The 14,156-nt window shown below is 72.9% G+C and carries 16 protein-coding genes; 7 read left to right on the forward strand and 9 right to left on the reverse strand.

Going from position 1 to position 14,156, the window contains the following annotated elements; genetic code table 11:
- Positions 1 to 39: 39 nt before the first annotated feature.
- Positions 40 to 1,278 carry a GAF domain-containing protein gene (locus VE546_RS00800; protein WP_324916588.1) on the reverse strand — a complete coding sequence of 413 codons (1,239 nt, stop codon included), beginning with the start codon at positions 1,276 to 1,278 and terminating at the stop codon, positions 40 to 42.
- A 219-nt stretch (positions 1,279 to 1,497) separates the two neighbouring features.
- Between VE546_RS00800 and VE546_RS00805 the strand changes: the two genes are divergently transcribed.
- Positions 1,498 to 1,761, forward strand: a complete 264-nt coding sequence (locus tag VE546_RS00805) for a hypothetical protein (RefSeq protein ID WP_324916591.1) — start codon at positions 1,498 to 1,500, stop codon at positions 1,759 to 1,761.
- A gap of 40 nt (positions 1,762 to 1,801) precedes the next feature.
- On the opposite strand, the gene VE546_RS00810 is transcribed toward VE546_RS00805, so the two are convergent.
- From VE546_RS00810 to VE546_RS00830, 5 genes are all read right to left on the reverse strand, one after another.
- The gene (locus tag VE546_RS00810) at positions 1,802 to 2,137 is read right to left on the reverse strand and encodes a hypothetical protein (protein WP_324916594.1); all 336 of its coding nucleotides are present in this window, start codon (positions 2,135 to 2,137) and stop codon (positions 1,802 to 1,804) included.
- Between the two features lie 17 nt (positions 2,138 to 2,154).
- On the reverse strand, positions 2,155 to 2,424 hold the full coding sequence (locus tag VE546_RS00815) for a hypothetical protein (RefSeq protein WP_324916596.1): 270 nt from the start codon (positions 2,422 to 2,424) through the stop codon (positions 2,155 to 2,157).
- Positions 2,425 to 2,605: 181 nt separating this feature from the next.
- Positions 2,606 to 3,355: a class I SAM-dependent methyltransferase gene (locus VE546_RS00820; protein WP_324916600.1), complete on the reverse strand. Its 750-nt coding sequence runs from the start codon at positions 3,353 to 3,355 to the stop codon at positions 2,606 to 2,608.
- 73 nt (positions 3,356 to 3,428) lie between these two features.
- Entirely contained in the window at positions 3,429 to 4,637 is a 1,209-nt protein-coding gene (locus tag VE546_RS00825) for a class I SAM-dependent methyltransferase (RefSeq protein WP_324916603.1), read from the reverse strand.
- A 12-nt stretch (positions 4,638 to 4,649) separates the two neighbouring features.
- On the reverse strand, positions 4,650 to 5,222 hold the full coding sequence (locus tag VE546_RS00830) for a Uma2 family endonuclease (protein WP_324916606.1): 573 nt from the start codon (positions 5,220 to 5,222) through the stop codon (positions 4,650 to 4,652).
- Between the two features lie 264 nt (positions 5,223 to 5,486).
- On the opposite strand from VE546_RS00830, the gene groES reads away from it, so the two are divergent.
- Both groES and groL read left to right on the forward strand, forming a co-directional pair.
- Entirely contained in the window at positions 5,487 to 5,798 is a 312-nt protein-coding gene (groES, locus tag VE546_RS00835; protein ID WP_093660681.1) for a co-chaperone GroES, read from the forward strand.
- 107 nt (positions 5,799 to 5,905) lie between these two features.
- Complete coding sequence (gene groL / locus VE546_RS00840) at positions 5,906 to 7,537, forward strand: chaperonin GroEL (protein ID WP_324916612.1); 1,632 nt, start codon at positions 5,906 to 5,908, stop codon at positions 7,535 to 7,537.
- 126 nt (positions 7,538 to 7,663) lie between these two features.
- Here the strand turns inward: groL and VE546_RS00845 are convergent, their stop codons facing one another.
- Together VE546_RS00845 and VE546_RS00850 are read right to left on the reverse strand one after the other, a co-directional pair.
- On the reverse strand, positions 7,664 to 8,434 hold the full coding sequence (locus VE546_RS00845) for an SDR family oxidoreductase (RefSeq protein ID WP_324916615.1): 771 nt from the start codon (positions 8,432 to 8,434) through the stop codon (positions 7,664 to 7,666).
- A 47-nt stretch (positions 8,435 to 8,481) separates the two neighbouring features.
- Positions 8,482 to 9,150, reverse strand: coding sequence for an MOSC domain-containing protein (locus VE546_RS00850; protein WP_324916618.1), 669 nt, complete (start codon positions 9,148 to 9,150; stop codon positions 8,482 to 8,484).
- 81 nt (positions 9,151 to 9,231) lie between these two features.
- Here VE546_RS00850 and VE546_RS00855 point away from each other — a divergent pair, with 81 nt between their 5' ends.
- Positions 9,232 to 10,140 (forward strand): LysR family transcriptional regulator, encoded by a 909-nt coding sequence (locus VE546_RS00855; protein WP_324916621.1) that lies wholly within the window; start codon positions 9,232 to 9,234, stop codon positions 10,138 to 10,140.
- A gap of 151 nt (positions 10,141 to 10,291) precedes the next feature.
- Here VE546_RS00855 and VE546_RS00860 read toward each other — a convergent pair whose 3' ends face one another.
- Entirely contained in the window at positions 10,292 to 10,597 is a 306-nt protein-coding gene (locus VE546_RS00860; RefSeq protein ID WP_324916624.1) for a WhiB family transcriptional regulator, read from the reverse strand.
- A gap of 388 nt (positions 10,598 to 10,985) precedes the next feature.
- Between VE546_RS00860 and VE546_RS00865 the strand changes: the two genes are divergently transcribed.
- The 3 genes from VE546_RS00865 to guaB all read left to right on the forward strand — a co-directional run bounded on the left by VE546_RS00865 (position 10,986) and on the right by guaB (position 14,114).
- Positions 10,986 to 11,597 (forward strand): response regulator transcription factor, encoded by a 612-nt coding sequence (locus VE546_RS00865; RefSeq protein ID WP_003948568.1) that lies wholly within the window; start codon positions 10,986 to 10,988, stop codon positions 11,595 to 11,597.
- 325 nt (positions 11,598 to 11,922) lie between these two features.
- Positions 11,923 to 12,519 carry a sigma-70 family RNA polymerase sigma factor gene (locus VE546_RS00870; RefSeq protein WP_324916626.1) on the forward strand — a complete coding sequence of 199 codons (597 nt, stop codon included), beginning with the start codon at positions 11,923 to 11,925 and terminating at the stop codon, positions 12,517 to 12,519.
- Positions 12,520 to 12,611: 92 nt separating this feature from the next.
- Entirely contained in the window at positions 12,612 to 14,114 is a 1,503-nt protein-coding gene (gene guaB / locus VE546_RS00875; protein ID WP_324916629.1) for an IMP dehydrogenase, read from the forward strand.
- Positions 14,115 to 14,156: the final 42 nt, after the last annotated feature.

Genomic DNA, 14,156 nt, shown 5'->3' on the forward strand with positions numbered 1-14,156 from the left:
GAGGTTGGCGCGGGTCGGCGTGGGGTCGGCGTGGGGACGTCAGTCGCGCAGGGCGGTGGTCAGCCGGCCGGCCGCGATCGCGCGGCGGGCGTCGCCCGGCCCCAACAGGCGCAGCGCGTGTTCGTGCACCTCCGCGTCGTACGGCGCCCGCTCGCCGTAGCGCAGGGCGTGCTCCGCGCTGGTGCCCGCCAGGACGGCCTCCCGCACGGCGACCTCCAGACGCGTCCGCCACTCCTCGATCCCCGGCGCCTCGGACCGGGGCAGCAGCGGGCCGCGGTAGTGCCGCAGGGCGGTCGCCGTGTCACCGTCCTCCAGCGCCCGCAGCACGTCGACGGCGTCGCAGGAGACCGGCGCGGTCAGCGCGTACCGGCGGGTGGCGACGCCGCCGCCCAGCGCCCGGCGCAGGTGGGAGATCTCCGCCTTGAAGGTGGAGGCGGTGACGGCACGGTCGCCGTACAGGGCCTCGCGGAGCCTGTCCGGGGAGAAACCGTCCGGCTCCAGCGCCAGCAGGGTGAGGATCTCCAGTTGCCGCGGGCGCAGCCGCAGGGGCCGGTCGCCCCGTACGGCCTTCCCGGTGCCCAGGCAGTCCAGCCGCACCGGGGGCGGGTCGCCGGCCGGGCGGGCGGGCGGGTCGGCGCGCAGCCTGGCCTCCATGGCGGACACCAGGGTGCGCACGGTGGACATGGCCAGCGGGTGCGAGCGGTCCCAGGTGGTGGACAGGTCCAGCACGCCGAGGACGCGTCCGTCCGGGCCGTGGATCGGCGCGCAGTAGCAGACCCAGCCGTGCAGCGCCGTGACCAGGTGTTCGGCCGAGAACACGGTGCTGGGGCGGCCGGTGCGCAGGGCGAGGGACAGGGCGTTGGTGCCCATGGCCTGCTCGTCCCACCGCCCGCCGGGCGCGAAGTTGACCCGCTCGGCCCGGCGGCGCATGGCCCGGCCGCCGCACGTCCACAGGATGGTTCCGGACTCGTCGGTGACCGCGGTGATGAACCCGGCGTCGTCGGCGATGCCGCGCAGCTCGTCGGCGAGGTCGTCGACCGGCCGCCGCAGCGGCGAGTCGGCCCAGCGGCGGTGCACCGCGCCCCCGTCGGAGACCGGGGCGCTGTCCCGGCCGGGGTCCACGCTGGGCAGCGAGCGCATCCAGGACTCGGTCACCTCCCGGCGCAGCGCCCCGCCGCCGCTGGGCACCAGGCCGGCGGCCCTCAGCCGGGGCACCCAGCGGGACCACTCGCTCTCCAGCGTGGCCCTGCGATGCCGGAGGTCACCGCGCTGTGACATGTGCTTCCCCTGTCGTCGTCCGGGGGCGATCGGCCGTTGCCCGCGAGGACCCCGCGCCGGGCACCGCCCGTCCGGTCCGGCGGGTCCCGTGCCCGGCCCGCACCCGGCCGGGTCCTCGTCTGACGACAGTGTTATCGGCCAACGGGGAGGCAAAAGCAAGGCTGCGTGCGCCCGCGACCGCACGCCGCCCCCACCGGCCGGGACGGCAGAATCGTCCCCATGACCGTCGCTCTGATGTGGGAGGCCCGCGCGGCCGCCGGACGCGGCGCGGAACTGCTGGAGTGGGTCCGCGCCCAGGTGCTCGACCCCGTCCCGCTGCGCCGCGAGACCTTCACCGCCCCGGCCGACCGGGTCCTGGTCATCACCTGGTGGGACGCGCCCCACGACGCCGACGACCTCCCCGAACTCCCCTCCCCGCCCGAGAGGTTGCTCCACCGCCCGGTCCACCGCTGGCGCTTCGAGAGGGCGGACGTGCGGGAGTGACGGGCGGCGGCCCCGCCCCGGGACCGGGACGCGCGGGAGCCTAGCCCTCCAGCAGCGGCGCGGTGTCCAGCGCCGGGTAGGGCCCGGGCAGGGGGAGGCGGCGGCCGAGGTCGACCTCGACCCTGGTCGCGTAGCGCGCCTCGGCCGGGTCCTCCTCCCGCACCGGGTCGGAGAAGGCGTAGGCCTTCTTCTCCTGCCGGTGGACGAGCACGTGGACCGGCACCCCGGCGGCGGCGTAGCTGCGGTACTTCGGGCCGGTGTCCGTCTCGTGGTTGGTGGAGGTGATCTCCCCCGCCAGGGCGAGCAGGTCGATGGAGTACCAGCCCCTGTGCGCCCTGCGGTACGCCTCGTCGAGTTCGGTGGGCTCACGGCGCATGACGTAGAAGTCGGGGATCAGCAGGGTGCGCGTCGCGTGGCCTCGTGCCGGGCATCGAAGCAGTAGCCGTTCCCGATGCCCGCGGAACCCACTCCGGCGGAGGTGAGCTGGACAGCGAGCCGGAAGGCACCCGTGTTGTGCCTGTGGTCGGCCGGTGGCGTCAAGACGGGGAGCCCTTCGATGTACTCGGCTCGCAGCGGCACATCGGATGCCCCCTGGAGCGCGGCCAACAGATCGATGGGGTCCTGCGGCTCGTTCATCGGCTCGGTGACGGGATCGGCGGTCATCGCTGTCCTTCCCTGTGGCTGATGTCAGGCTACGCCGCGTCGGGTGCCCCCAGGGCGATTGTCCGGAGGCCGCGGGGCGCGGGGCCGGAACGTGCGGCCGTCACCCGTACGGGGAGACGGACCGGCCGCGATACCCGGTCCGTCCCGGTGGCGGTCGGACCGGCGATCCGTCCGGCCGGTCCTACGCCGCCCCGCGGCGCGCGGCGACGGTGATGATCTCCGGGCTACCGGCGGTCAGCGGGCTCCGGTCCCAGTCGCCGTACCGCTCCCGGACGGCCAGACCGGCCCCGGCCAGGAAGGCGTCGAGCGCGTCCACGCCGAGGAACCGCAGGGTGCTCCAACTGACCTGCGGTTCCTTCCACCGGGGTCCGTCGTAGAACTGGGCGAAGCGGACGGTGTCGCCCGCCACCGGGGTGGCGACCTCCGCCCAGTACCGCACCGCGGCGCCGTCGGGCCCGGTCACCTCGACCGCGTTCTCCGGCGTCCACCGCTCCCACGCCCGGGCCGCCGGGTTGCGGGTCTCGAACACGAAGCGGCCGTCGTCGGTGAGGGCCGACCGTACGGCGGCGAGCGCGCCCCGCAGCTCGTCGTCCCCGAGCAGCACCTGGAAGGCGTGCCCGGTCATGACGACCAGGTCGAACTCCCGCTCCCAGCGCACCGAGCCGAGGTCGCCGAGCACCCACTCGACGTCCTCCCGCCCACGGGCCGCCAGGCCGAGCATGGCGGCGGCCGGGTCGAGCCCGCACAGCCGCCCGGTGTGCCCGGCCTCCCGCGCCCGGCGCAGCAGCACGCCCGTCCCGCAGCCGACGTCGAGCACGGACGGCGCGGACATCACCAGCGGCAGGTAGAAGTCGTCGAAGTCGCCCCGCTCCGCGCAGACCGCGTCGTAGAGGGCGGCGAGGGAGGGATCGGAGAACAGGCGGTCCACCATCGCGCCTGCCTACCAGGACGCCCCGGCCGGCGGCAACCGGCCGGGGCGGCGCGGCCCGCGGCCGGCGGGTCGGTCAGCGGACGGGGTGGCCCAGGAGCACCGTCGGGGCGCCCGCGACACGGGTGAGGAAGACCGTGACCGCGTTCGGGCCGGTGGGTTTCAGCTTCCGACGCAATTCCTCCGGTTCGACGGCCGAGCCGCGCTTCTTGACCGTGACCGTGCCCACGCCGCGCTCGCGCAGCAGCGCCCTGAGCCGCTTGACGTTGAAGGGGAGCACGTCCGTGATCTCGTACGCGCTCGCGTACGGCACCGGGCGCAGCTCGTCGCCCGTGACGTAGGCGATCGTCGGGTCGATCAGCCGCCCGCCGACCCGCTCGGCCACCTCCGCGACCAGGTGGGCGCGGACGACCGCGCCGTCCGGCTCGTAGAGGTAGCGGCCGACCGGACCGGCCGGAGGGTTCGGCAGGCCGGCGCCGACCAGTGTGCGGGGGCCCGGCAGGAGGGTGGCGCGCACCTCCGGCCGGACGCCGAACCACAGCACGGCCTCCTTCACCTCCCCGCCGTCGGAGATCCACTCCGCCGCCGCGTCCCCCGGCACCGCCTCGTGGGGGATGCCCGGGGCGACCTTCAGGGCGGCGTACGGAGCCTGCCGGGCGGCCCCGACGGCCCAGGACAGCGGGGGCGAGTACGCCTCGGGATCGAAGATCCGGCCGCGTCCGCCCCGGCGGGCCGGGTCGGCGAAGACGGCGTCGAAGCCGTCGAGGCCGACCTCCGTCACATCCGCGCAGCGCACCTCGATGCGGTCCGCCAGGCCCAGCGCCTCGGCGTTGGCGCGGGCGACCGCGCAGGTCAGCGGATCGCGGTCGACGGCCAGGACCTCGATTCCGGCACGGGCCAGCGCGATGGCGTCGCCGCCGACGCCGCAGCACAGGTCGGCCAGCCGCCGCACCCCGAGGGCGGCGAAGCGCCCGGCGCGGTACGCGGCCACGCTCGCGCGGGTGGCCTGCTCCACGCCGTCGGGCGTGAAGTACATCCGGCCCGCGTCCTCGGGACCGAACTTCGCCGCCGCCCGCTGCCGCAGCCGGGCCTGCCCGAGGGCGGCCGAGACCAGCCCGGCGGGGTGGTCCCGGCGCAGCCGGGTGGCGACGGCCAGCTCCTGTCCGGGGTCGTAGGACCGCAGTTCCGCCAGGAGGTCCTGCCCCTCGTCGGTCAGCAGGGCGCGGAAGGCGGAGACGGGGTCGGTCGGGGAGTCGGACGGGGCGTCGGCCGGTGTACTGCGCACCGGGTCATCATCTCAGCGGCGGTACAGCGTGGTCAGGTCGATCTCCATGGGGAAGGGGACCGGGACGACGAGCTTGTCGCGGTGGATGCCGGTGGGGACGTAGGAGCCGGTGGTGTCGTCCAGTTCGTAGACGTGCACCACCGGCGCGCGATTCTCCTTCTCCACCCGCCAGAAGTGCCGGATGCCGGCCTTGGCGTACTTCAGCGGCTTGGTCTCGCGGTCGCGTACCGCCGACTCCTCGGAGACGATCTCGACGACGAGCACGACCTCCTCGGGGAGGTAGGAGGTGCGGTCGTCGCGGGGCGGAGCGTCGACCACCAGGACGTCCGGCTCGGGGCGCTGCCGCTCGCCCAGCCGGACGGTCATCTCGACCTCGACCCACAGGTGATGTGGAGCGGCGACCTCTATGGCGTTGGCCAGCCTCCGCATGACCCGGCTGTGGAACGAGGTCTGCGGCGACCTCATCACGAGGGCTCCGTCGATCAGTTCGAAGCGGGGAGCGGACGGCGGCAGCCGGTCCAGGTCGTCGGCGGTCCAGCCGCCCGGGGGCGGGTGGAACCAGTCGGGCAGGGGCTCGGAGGTCATCGGCGGCACTCCTCACGGCGGGCACCTTGGCGCGGTGCGACGCGGTACGCGGCCAGCGTACCGGCGCGAGGGCGCGCAACGCGCCGTGCGTTGGCACTCCGGTTGACTGAGTGCTAACCCCCGCCTAGTCTCGACCTTGGCACTCTCCAAGGGCGAGTGCCAATCCCAGCGACGGGCAGATCCGGCACCCGCGACGACGGATCTACCAGGTCGCCACCCCAGACATCCAAACCCCGTGAGATCTCCGAAGGGGGAGGTCGGATCGTGACGACCGCCACTAGCTCCAAGGTTGCCATCAAGCCGCTCGAGGACCGCATCGTGGTCCAGCCGCTCGACGCCGAGCAGACCACGGCCTCCGGCCTGGTCATTCCGGACACCGCCAAGGAGAAGCCCCAGGAGGGCACCGTCCTGGCCGTGGGCCCGGGCCGTTTCGAGGACGGCAACCGCCTGCCGCTCGACGTCAAGGTCGGCGACATCGTTCTGTACAGCAAGTACGGCGGCACCGAGGTGAAGTACAACAACGAGGAGTACCTCGTCCTCTCGGCTCGCGACGTTCTCGCGATCATCGAGAAGTAAGCACCGCCGCGAAGACCGCCTGTGATCCGCGCCCTGGTACCCGCGTCTGATACAGCCGGGGCCGGGGCGCGGATCTTTTGAGAGGACCGAGAGGACCCAGAGCAGCCATGGCGAAGATCCTGAAGTTCGACGAGGACGCCCGTCGCGCCCTCGAACGCGGTGTCAACAAGCTCGCCGACACGGTGAAGGTGACGATCGGTCCCAAGGGCCGCAACGTCGTCATCGACAAGAAGTTCGGCGCTCCGACCATCACCAACGACGGTGTCACCATCGCCCGCGAGGTCGAGGTCGACGACCCCTACGAGAACCTCGGCGCCCAGCTCGTCAAGGAGGTGGCGACCAAGACCAACGACATCGCGGGTGACGGCACCACCACCGCCACCGTGCTGGCCCAGGCGCTGGTCCGCGAGGGCCTGCGCAACGTGGCCGCCGGCGCCTCCCCGGCCGCCCTGAAGAAGGGCATCGACGCCGCGGTCAAGGCCGTCTCCGACGACCTGCTGGCCAGCGCGCGGCCGATCGACTCCAAGGAGGACATCGCCGCCGTCGCCGCGCTGTCCGCCCAGGACAAGCAGGTCGGCGAGCTGATCGGCGAGGCGATGGACAAGGTGGGCAAGGACGGTGTGATCACCGTCGAGGAGTCCAACACCTTCGGCCTGGAGCTGGACTTCACCGAGGGCATGGCCTTCGACAAGGGCTACCTGTCGCCCTACATGGTCACCGACCAGGAGCGGATGGAAGCCGTCCTGGAGGACCCGTACATCCTGATCCACCAGGGCAAGATCTCCGCGATCGCGGACCTGCTGCCCCTGCTGGAGAAGATCATCCAGGCGAACAGCTCCAAGCCGCTGCTGATCATCGCCGAGGACGTCGAGGGCGAGGCCCTGTCCACGCTGGTGGTCAACAAGATCCGCGGCACCTTCAACGCGGTGGCCGTCAAGGCCCCGGGCTTCGGCGACCGCCGCAAGGCCATGCTCGGCGACATGGCGACGCTGACCGGCGCCACCGTGGTCTCCGAGGAGGTCGGCCTCAAGCTCGACCAGGTCGGCCTGGACGTGCTGGGCACCGCCCGCCGCGTGACCGTCACCAAGGACGACACCACCATCGTCGACGGCGGCGGCAAGAGCGAGGACGTCGAGGCCCGCGTCGCGCAGATCCGCGCCGAGATCGAGACCACCGACTCCGACTGGGACCGCGAGAAGCTGCAGGAGCGGCTGGCGAAGCTGGCCGGCGGCGTGTGCGTGATCCGGGTGGGCGCGGCCACCGAGGTCGAGCTCAAGGAGAAGAAGCACCGTCTGGAGGACGCCATCTCCGCGACCCGCGCCGCGGTCGAGGAGGGCATCGTCTCCGGTGGCGGCTCCGCGCTGGTCCACGCCTCCAAGGTGCTGGAGGACAACCTCGGCAAGGAGGGCGACGAGGCCACCGGTGTCACGGTCGTCCGCCGCGCCGTGGTCGAGCCGATGCGCTGGATCGCCGAGAACGCCGGCCAGGAGGGCTACGTCATCACCGCCAAGGTGGCCGAGCTGGAGAAGGGCCACGGCTTCAACGCCGCGACCGGCGAGTACGTCGACCTGGTCAAGGCCGGCGTCATCGACCCGGTGAAGGTCACCCGCTCCGCGCTGGAGAACGCCGCCTCCATCGCGTCGCTGCTGCTCACGACCGAGACCCTGGTCGTGGAGAAGCCGGCCGAGGAGGAGCCGGAGGCCGCCGGGCACGGCCACGGCCACGGCCACGCCCACTGAGGCAGCCGCCGGGCGACGGCACCCGCCGTACGAGGGCCCGGCTCCCCGCACCGGGGGGCCGGGCCTTTGCGCTGCCGTCCGCGGGGACGGCCTCCGCGGGGCGGCCGTACGTCGGCCGCGGGCCGGTCACTTCGGGCTGAAGCGGCCCGTGGTGGAGGACGCGCGCGAGACCAGGCCGCGCGGCGCCAGCCGGGCCAGACCCAGCAGCGCCTTGTAGCGCGGGTCCGGGACGGACAGGGACTTGCCCCTGGCCAGGTCGGCCATGGCCGCGTCCACCACGCGGTCCGCGTTCAGCCACATCCACCCCGGCACGCTCTCCGCCGACATCCCCGCGCGCTGGTGGAACTCGGTCCGCACGAAGCCCGGGCACAGCGCCATCAGCCGCACCCCCGTGCCGCCCAGGTCCCGCGCCGCGCCCATGGTGAACTGCACGACCCACGCCTTGGAGGCGCCGTAGGTGCCGCGCGGGACGAAGGCCGCCACCGAGGCCACGTTGACGATGCCGCCCCGCCCCCGGTCGCGCATCACCGCCGCGGCGGCCGAGGTCAGCCGCAGGACGGCCTCGCAGTGCACCTTGAGCATCCGCAGCTCGTCCGCCATCGGGACGTCCAGGTAGCGGCCCTTGTTGCCGAAGCCCGCGTTGTTGACCAGCAGGTCGACCGGGTGCCTGCGGTCGCCCAGGCGCTCCTCGACCGCCGCGATCCCCTCGTCCGTGGCGAGGTCCGCGGTGAGGACGGACGCCTCGACACCGTGCCGGTCGTGCAGTTCGGTGGCCTGCCGGCGCAGCCGTTCGGTGTCCCGGGCGACCAGGACCACATCGTGTCCGTCACGCGCCAGCCGCCGGGCGAAGGCCGCGCCTATGCCCGCCGTGGCTCCTGTGATCAGTGCAGTCGTCATACGGGCACGCTATCCGGCCGGGCGGGGCGCGCCACGGGCGCCGCGCGTCAGGAGGCGTACTTCGCGGCGTACTCCCGTGCCCATCCGCGCTCCTCCGGTGGCAGGGCCTCCCCGGCCGCCAGAACGCGGGGGAGCAGCTCCCGCTCGGTGGTCAGCGCGCGGAAGAGGAACGAGGTCGTCACCTCGTGGTCCGGCCGGTACGCGATCTCGACCCGGTCCCCGGCGCGGATCTCGCCGGGCTCCACCACCCGCAGGTACGCGCCGGGCGCGGCGGCCTGCGTGAACCGCTTCATCCAGCCCTTCTCCCCCAGCCAGCCCGCGAACGTGCGGCAGGGGATGCGGGTGGTGGCGACCTCCAGCACCACCTCGGGCCCGACGCGCCAGCGTTCGCCGATCAGGGCGCCGTTGACGTCGACGCCCTCGGTGGTGAGGTTCTCGCCGAACACCCCGTTGGGCAGTGCGCGGCCGAGGGCCGTCTCCCAGTCGTCCAGGTCCTCCCGGGCGAAGGCGTACACGGCCTGGTGGTCGCCGCCGTGGTGCCGCAGGTCGCCGATGACGTCGCCGGCGAGTCCGCTGCCGCCCACGCCCCTGGGGCCGGGGGCGGCCACGGCGACCGGGCCGTCGGCCGGGCGCTTGTCGATGCCGGTGATCCCGGTGGGGGAGTTGGTGTAGTCGGCCGAGTGGGGCCGGGCCAGATTCACGGAGAGAAGCCGCATGCCGGGCAGCTTAGAGCGGCATCGCCCAAAGGGACGAGTAAATATCCGATCCCTTGGCCAAGCCTTGCTTATGGTTGGAGGATGATCGAGGCCCGTCACCTCCGTGTGCTGCGCGCCGTGGCCCGCACGGGGTCGTTCTCCGCCGCCGCCCGCGAACTGGGCTGCACGCAGCCCGCCGTCAGCCAGCAGATGAAGTCACTGGAGCAGTCCGCCGGCACCCCGCTGCTGGTCCGCACCGGACGCGAGACGCGTCTGACGGAGGCGGGCGAGGCGCTGGTGCGGCACGCGGCCGGAATCCTGGCCGGGCTGACCGCCGCCGAGGAGGAGGTCGCCGCCATCGCGGGGCTGCGCGCGGGCCGGGTGCGCCTGGTGTCCTTCCCCAGCGCCAGCTCCGCGCTGGTGCCCGCGGCCGTGGCCGCGATGCGCGCGGACCACCCCGGTGCCCGGGTGTCGCTGGTCGAGGCGCAGCCGCCGCGCTCGGCGGAGATGGTCCGCGAGGGGGAGTGCGAGATCGCGCTCGCCTACCGCTACGCGGATCCCGCCGGCGCGGCGGGGGAGGAGTACGAGTGGGAGGACCTGGTGGTCCGGCCGTTGCTCACCGACCGGCTCGTCGGGCTGGTCCCGGAGGACCACCACCTGGCGCGGGCGGAGGGCGTGGACCTCAAGGAACTGGCCGGGGAGTCCTGGATCGGGGGCTGTCCGCGCTGCCGCAGCCATCTGGTGACGATCTGCGAGAAGGCGGGCTTCACCCCGCGGATCGACTTCGCCACCGACGACTACCCGGCCGTGGTGGGGCTGGTCGGGGCGGGTCTGGGGGTGGCCGTGCTGTCCGAGCTGGCGATCGAGTCGGTGCGCCCGAGGGGCGTCAGGACCGTGCGGATCAGTCCGGAGGTGCGGCGCGAGGTGGTGGCGCTGACCCTGCCCGACCTGGCCCGCGTTCCGGCGGTCGCCGCCATGCTGGACCGGCTGTCGGCCACGGCCCGCCGCTGAGGCGCGTCCGCGCCCGGGTCGCCGGGCGCCCGGCGCGCGGACGCGCGGGGACGTTTCTCCACGGGTCTTCACGGATTTCTCACGGGACTTCACGGAGCGGGGTGCCAGGGGTTCTTCGCGGATCGCCGCGGCCTCCCGCGCGGCGGCGCGGCTACGCCCCGGTGGCACCGACCAGGCGGTTGCGGGCGCGGCCCATCAGCTCCTCGCGCTCGTCCTCGGTCAACCCGCCCCACACTCCGTACGGCTCACGCACCGTGAGCGCGTGGGCGGCACACTCCGCCCGGACCGGGCAGCGCATGCACACCTCCTTGGCGGACGCCTCGCGCGCGCTGCGCGCCGCCCCCCGCTCTCCTTCGGGGTGGAAGAACAGCGAACTGTCGACTCCCCGACAGGCGGCCAGCAGCTGCCAGTCCCACAGATCGGCGTTGGGGCCCGGAAGGCGGGAGAAATCTGCCATGGCTTGTCCTCTCGGAAGCGAACTGATGCTGGTGAACCAGTCGAGAACAGTCACGACCGTACATCCACGGTATGAGTAGATGTAAATATGTATCTTCGCAATTCTTGCGGCAGACGCGACCAATGAAAAGAAAACCCGCCAAACAGGGCAAATGACGACACGGCTGTTGAACTGCGCGGGATAGCCCCTCCGTGTCGGTCCCATCACGTAGGGTGTTGAAAGCGGGCGCCGAAGACCGTAACTCTTTCGGGTGACCGTCGTTGAGTGTGCGGAGGCGGTTGACGCGGACAAGTGCCGGACGGATGTCCGGGACGGTCAACCGCACAGGTGACGATTCGTACCAGCCCTGGAGGCCTAAGGTGATGCGCATGAGCTGCGGAGGGCGATCATGACTTCCGTCCTCGTCTGCGACGACTCCCCGCTTGCCCGAGAGGCGCTGCGCCGCGCGGTCGCGACCGTGCCCGGCGTGGAACGTGTGACGACGGCGGCCAACGGCGAGGAAGTCCTCCGCCGCTGGGGTGCCGACCGCTCCGATCTCATCCTGATGGACGTCCGGATGCCCGGTCTGGGCGGCGTCGAGACCGTGCGGCGCCTGCTGTCGGCCGACCCCGGCGCCCGCATCATCATGCTGACCGTGGCCGAGGACCTCGACGGCGTCGCGCTGGCCGTCGCCGCGGGCGCCCGCGGCTACCTGCACAAGGACGCCTCGCGCGCCGAGTTGCGGGCCACGGTCACCCAGGCGCTGGCCGACCCGACCTGGCGGCTGGCGCCGCGGCGGCTGCGCTCGGCGGAGATGGGCGCCGCGCCGACGCTCACCGCCCGTGAGATCCAGGTGCTGGAGGGCATGAGCCACGGCCGCTCCAACGCCGAGATCGGACGCGAGCTGTTCCTGTCCGAGGACACGGTGAAGACCCATGCGCGGCGGCTGTTCAAGAAGCTCGGGGCTTCCGACCGGGCACACGCCGTGGCACTCGGCTTCCGCTGGGGCCTCGTCCGCTAGTCCGTCCCCTCTCCTCCCCGGACCGCGGATGTCCGAAGACGCCGGGGCGGGGGAGCCCGCGTGCTCCCCGCACCCGTCGGCGGTACGCCCGGAGGAGGTTCCCACCGGCCTCGGGTCCTCGGGCGGTGGGACCTCCGGGAGCCGGCCCGGTGCCGTAATTTCCCGCGTGCCGCATCCTGGGTGTATGGAGTTCCTCGGGGACCGGACGGCCAGGCGTGAGGGGAGGGCGCGGGACGTGACAGCGAGTGCCCCTGTCCATAACGCTTCGGCGCACAACCACGGACGCGGTGCGGCGGAACGCCCGCCACGGGTGCACCATGGATCGATGCGCGACGACGAGACGCTCCCCGTGGCCGACGGCCAGGAGGAGATCGGTGCCCTCGTCCAGCGCGCGGTCGAGGGGGACGAACAGGCCACCCACGACCTCCTCGCCCGCGTCCACCCGCTCGCGCTGCGCTACTGCAGGACACGGCTGACACGACTCCCGGGAGACGCCCGGCACTTCGTGGACGACCTGGCCCAGGAGGTCTGCCTGGCGGTGCTCTGCGCCCTGCCGCGCTACCGCGACACCGGCAAGCCCTTCGAGGCGTTCGTGGTGGCCATCGCCCAGCACAAGGTCGCCGACCTCCAGCGGGCCGCCATGCGGGGCCCGGGCAGCACGGCGGTGCCCTCGGACGAGATGCCCGAGCGGCCCGACGACTCGCTGGGCCCGGAGGAGCGGGCCCTGCTGAGCAGCGACGCGGAGTGGGCGAGGAAACTGCTGGCCAGCCTCCCCGAGCACCAGCGCGAACTGGTGCTGCTGCGCGTCGCGGTCGGGCTGACCGCCGAGGAGACCGGGCAGATGCTCGGAATGTCCCCGGGCGCCGTACGCGTCGCCCAGCACCGGGCCCTGTCACGGCTGCGCGCCCTCGCGGAGCAGTGACCCGGCCTGCGGCACGGGACGTCCGGCAGGCCCGTTAGCATGGACGTCCGCGCCGGGCAAGAGTAAGTGGGGAAGGTGCCATGGAAGGCCTCATGACGGACAGCGTCGACGGTGTGCCCCCGAAGTTCGCCCCGCTGGGGCTGACGTTCGACGACGTGCTGCTGCTGCCGGGCGAGGCGGACATGGCTCCGCAGGACATCGACACCTCCTCGTACGTCTCGCGCAACGTCCGGGTGAACATCCCGCTGCTCTCCGCGGCGATGGACAAGGTGACCGAGGCCCGCATGGCCATCGCCATGGCCCGCCAGGGCGGCGTCGGCGTGCTCCACCGCAACCTGTCGATCGAGGAGCAGGCCGAACAGGTCGACCAGGTCAAGCGGTCGGAGTCCGGCATGGTCGCCGACCCGATCACCATCCGCCCGGACGCCACGCTGCGCGAGGCGGACGAGCTGTGCGGCCGGTTCCGCATCAGCGGCGTGCCGGTCACCGACGCGGCGGGCAAGCTGCTGGGCATCGTCACCAACCGCGACATGGCCTTCGAGCTGGACCGCGGCCGCCAGGTCCGCGAGGTCATGACGCCGATGCCGCTGGTCACCGGCACGGTGGGCATCTCGCGGGCGGAGGCGATGGAGCTGCTGCGCCGCCACAAGATCGAGAAGCTGCCGCTGGTCGACGACGACGGCGTGCTCAAGGGCCTGATCACCGTCAAGGACTTCGTCAAGGCCGAGAAGTACCCCAACGCCGCCAAGGACGCCGAGGGCCGGCTGATCGTCGGCGCGGCGGTCGGCGTGGCCGGGGACGCCTACGAGCGGGCCCAGGCGCTGGTCGAGGCGGGCGCCGACTTCATCGTCGTGGACACCGCGCACGGCCACTCCAAGCTGGTCGGCGAGATGGTCGCCAAGATCAAGTCGAACTACTCGGTCGACGTGATCGGCGGCAACGTCGCCACCCGCGAGGGCGCCCAGGCGCTGATCGACGCGGGCGCGGACGGCGTCAAGGTCGGTGTCGGGCCGGGCTCGATCTGCACCACCCGCGTGGTCGCCGGCATCGGCGTCCCGCAGGTCACCGCGATCTACGAGGCCTCGCTCGCCGCCAAGGAGGCCGGTGTCCCGGTCATCGGCGACGGCGGCCTGCAGTACAGCGGCGACATCGCCAAGGCCCTGGTCGCGGGCGCCGACACGGTGATGCTCGGCAGCCTGCTGGCGGGCTGCGAGGAGTCGCCGGGCGAGCTGCTGTTCATCAACGGTAAGCAGTTCAAGTCGTACCGCGGCATGGGGTCCCTGGGCGCCATGCAGTCGCGCGGGCAGGCCAAGTCGTACTCCAAGGACCGCTACTTCCAGGAGGCGGTCTCCGCCGACGACAAGCTCATCCCCGAGGGCGTCGAGGGCCAGGTCCCCTACCGCGGCCCGCTGGCCGCGGTGGTGCACCAGCTCGTCGGCGGCCTGCGGCAGTCGATGTTCTACGTCGGTGGCCGGACCATCCCGGAGATGAAGGCCAAGGGCCGCTTCGTGCGCATCACGGCCGCCGGCCTCAAGGAGAGCCACCCCCACGACATCCAGATGACGACGGAGGCGCCGAACTACTCGCGGCGCTGAGCAGCGGTTACGCTGGTCGCACGCCTGTGTGAGGGGGGCCGG

This window comes from Streptomyces sp., from assembly GCF_035644915.1.
Lineage (GTDB): Bacteria > Actinomycetota > Actinomycetes > Streptomycetales > Streptomycetaceae > Streptomyces.

What these genes read in the sequence shown, in the direction of transcription:
- VE546_RS00800 (WP_324916588.1), bottom strand. Translation starts at nt 1,278, where the DNA reads ATGTCACAGCGCGGTGACCTCCGGCATCGCAGGGCCACGCTGGAGAGC.
- VE546_RS00805 (WP_324916591.1), top strand. Translation starts at nt 1,498, where the DNA reads ATGACCGTCGCTCTGATGTGGGAGGCCCGCGCGGCCGCCGGACGCGGC.
- VE546_RS00810 (WP_324916594.1), bottom strand. Translation starts at nt 2,137, where the DNA reads ATGCGCCGTGAGCCCACCGAACTCGACGAGGCGTACCGCAGGGCGCAC.
- VE546_RS00815 (WP_324916596.1), bottom strand. Translation starts at nt 2,424, where the DNA reads ATGACCGCCGATCCCGTCACCGAGCCGATGAACGAGCCGCAGGACCCC.
- VE546_RS00820 (WP_324916600.1), bottom strand. Translation starts at nt 3,355, where the DNA reads ATGGTGGACCGCCTGTTCTCCGATCCCTCCCTCGCCGCCCTCTACGAC.
- VE546_RS00830 (WP_324916606.1), bottom strand. Translation starts at nt 5,222, where the DNA reads ATGACCTCCGAGCCCCTGCCCGACTGGTTCCACCCGCCCCCGGGCGGC.
- groL (WP_324916612.1), top strand. Translation starts at nt 5,906, where the DNA reads ATGGCGAAGATCCTGAAGTTCGACGAGGACGCCCGTCGCGCCCTCGAA.
- VE546_RS00845 (WP_324916615.1), bottom strand. Translation starts at nt 8,434, where the DNA reads ATGACGACTGCACTGATCACAGGAGCCACGGCGGGCATAGGCGCGGCC.
- VE546_RS00850 (WP_324916618.1), bottom strand. Translation starts at nt 9,150, where the DNA reads ATGCGGCTTCTCTCCGTGAATCTGGCCCGGCCCCACTCGGCCGACTAC.
- VE546_RS00855 (WP_324916621.1), top strand. Translation starts at nt 9,232, where the DNA reads ATGATCGAGGCCCGTCACCTCCGTGTGCTGCGCGCCGTGGCCCGCACG.
- VE546_RS00860 (WP_324916624.1), bottom strand. Translation starts at nt 10,597, where the DNA reads ATGGCAGATTTCTCCCGCCTTCCGGGCCCCAACGCCGATCTGTGGGAC.
- VE546_RS00865 (WP_003948568.1), top strand. Translation starts at nt 10,986, where the DNA reads ATGACTTCCGTCCTCGTCTGCGACGACTCCCCGCTTGCCCGAGAGGCG.
- VE546_RS00870 (WP_324916626.1), top strand. Translation starts at nt 11,923, where the DNA reads ATGCGCGACGACGAGACGCTCCCCGTGGCCGACGGCCAGGAGGAGATC.
- guaB (WP_324916629.1), top strand. Translation starts at nt 12,612, where the DNA reads ATGACGGACAGCGTCGACGGTGTGCCCCCGAAGTTCGCCCCGCTGGGG.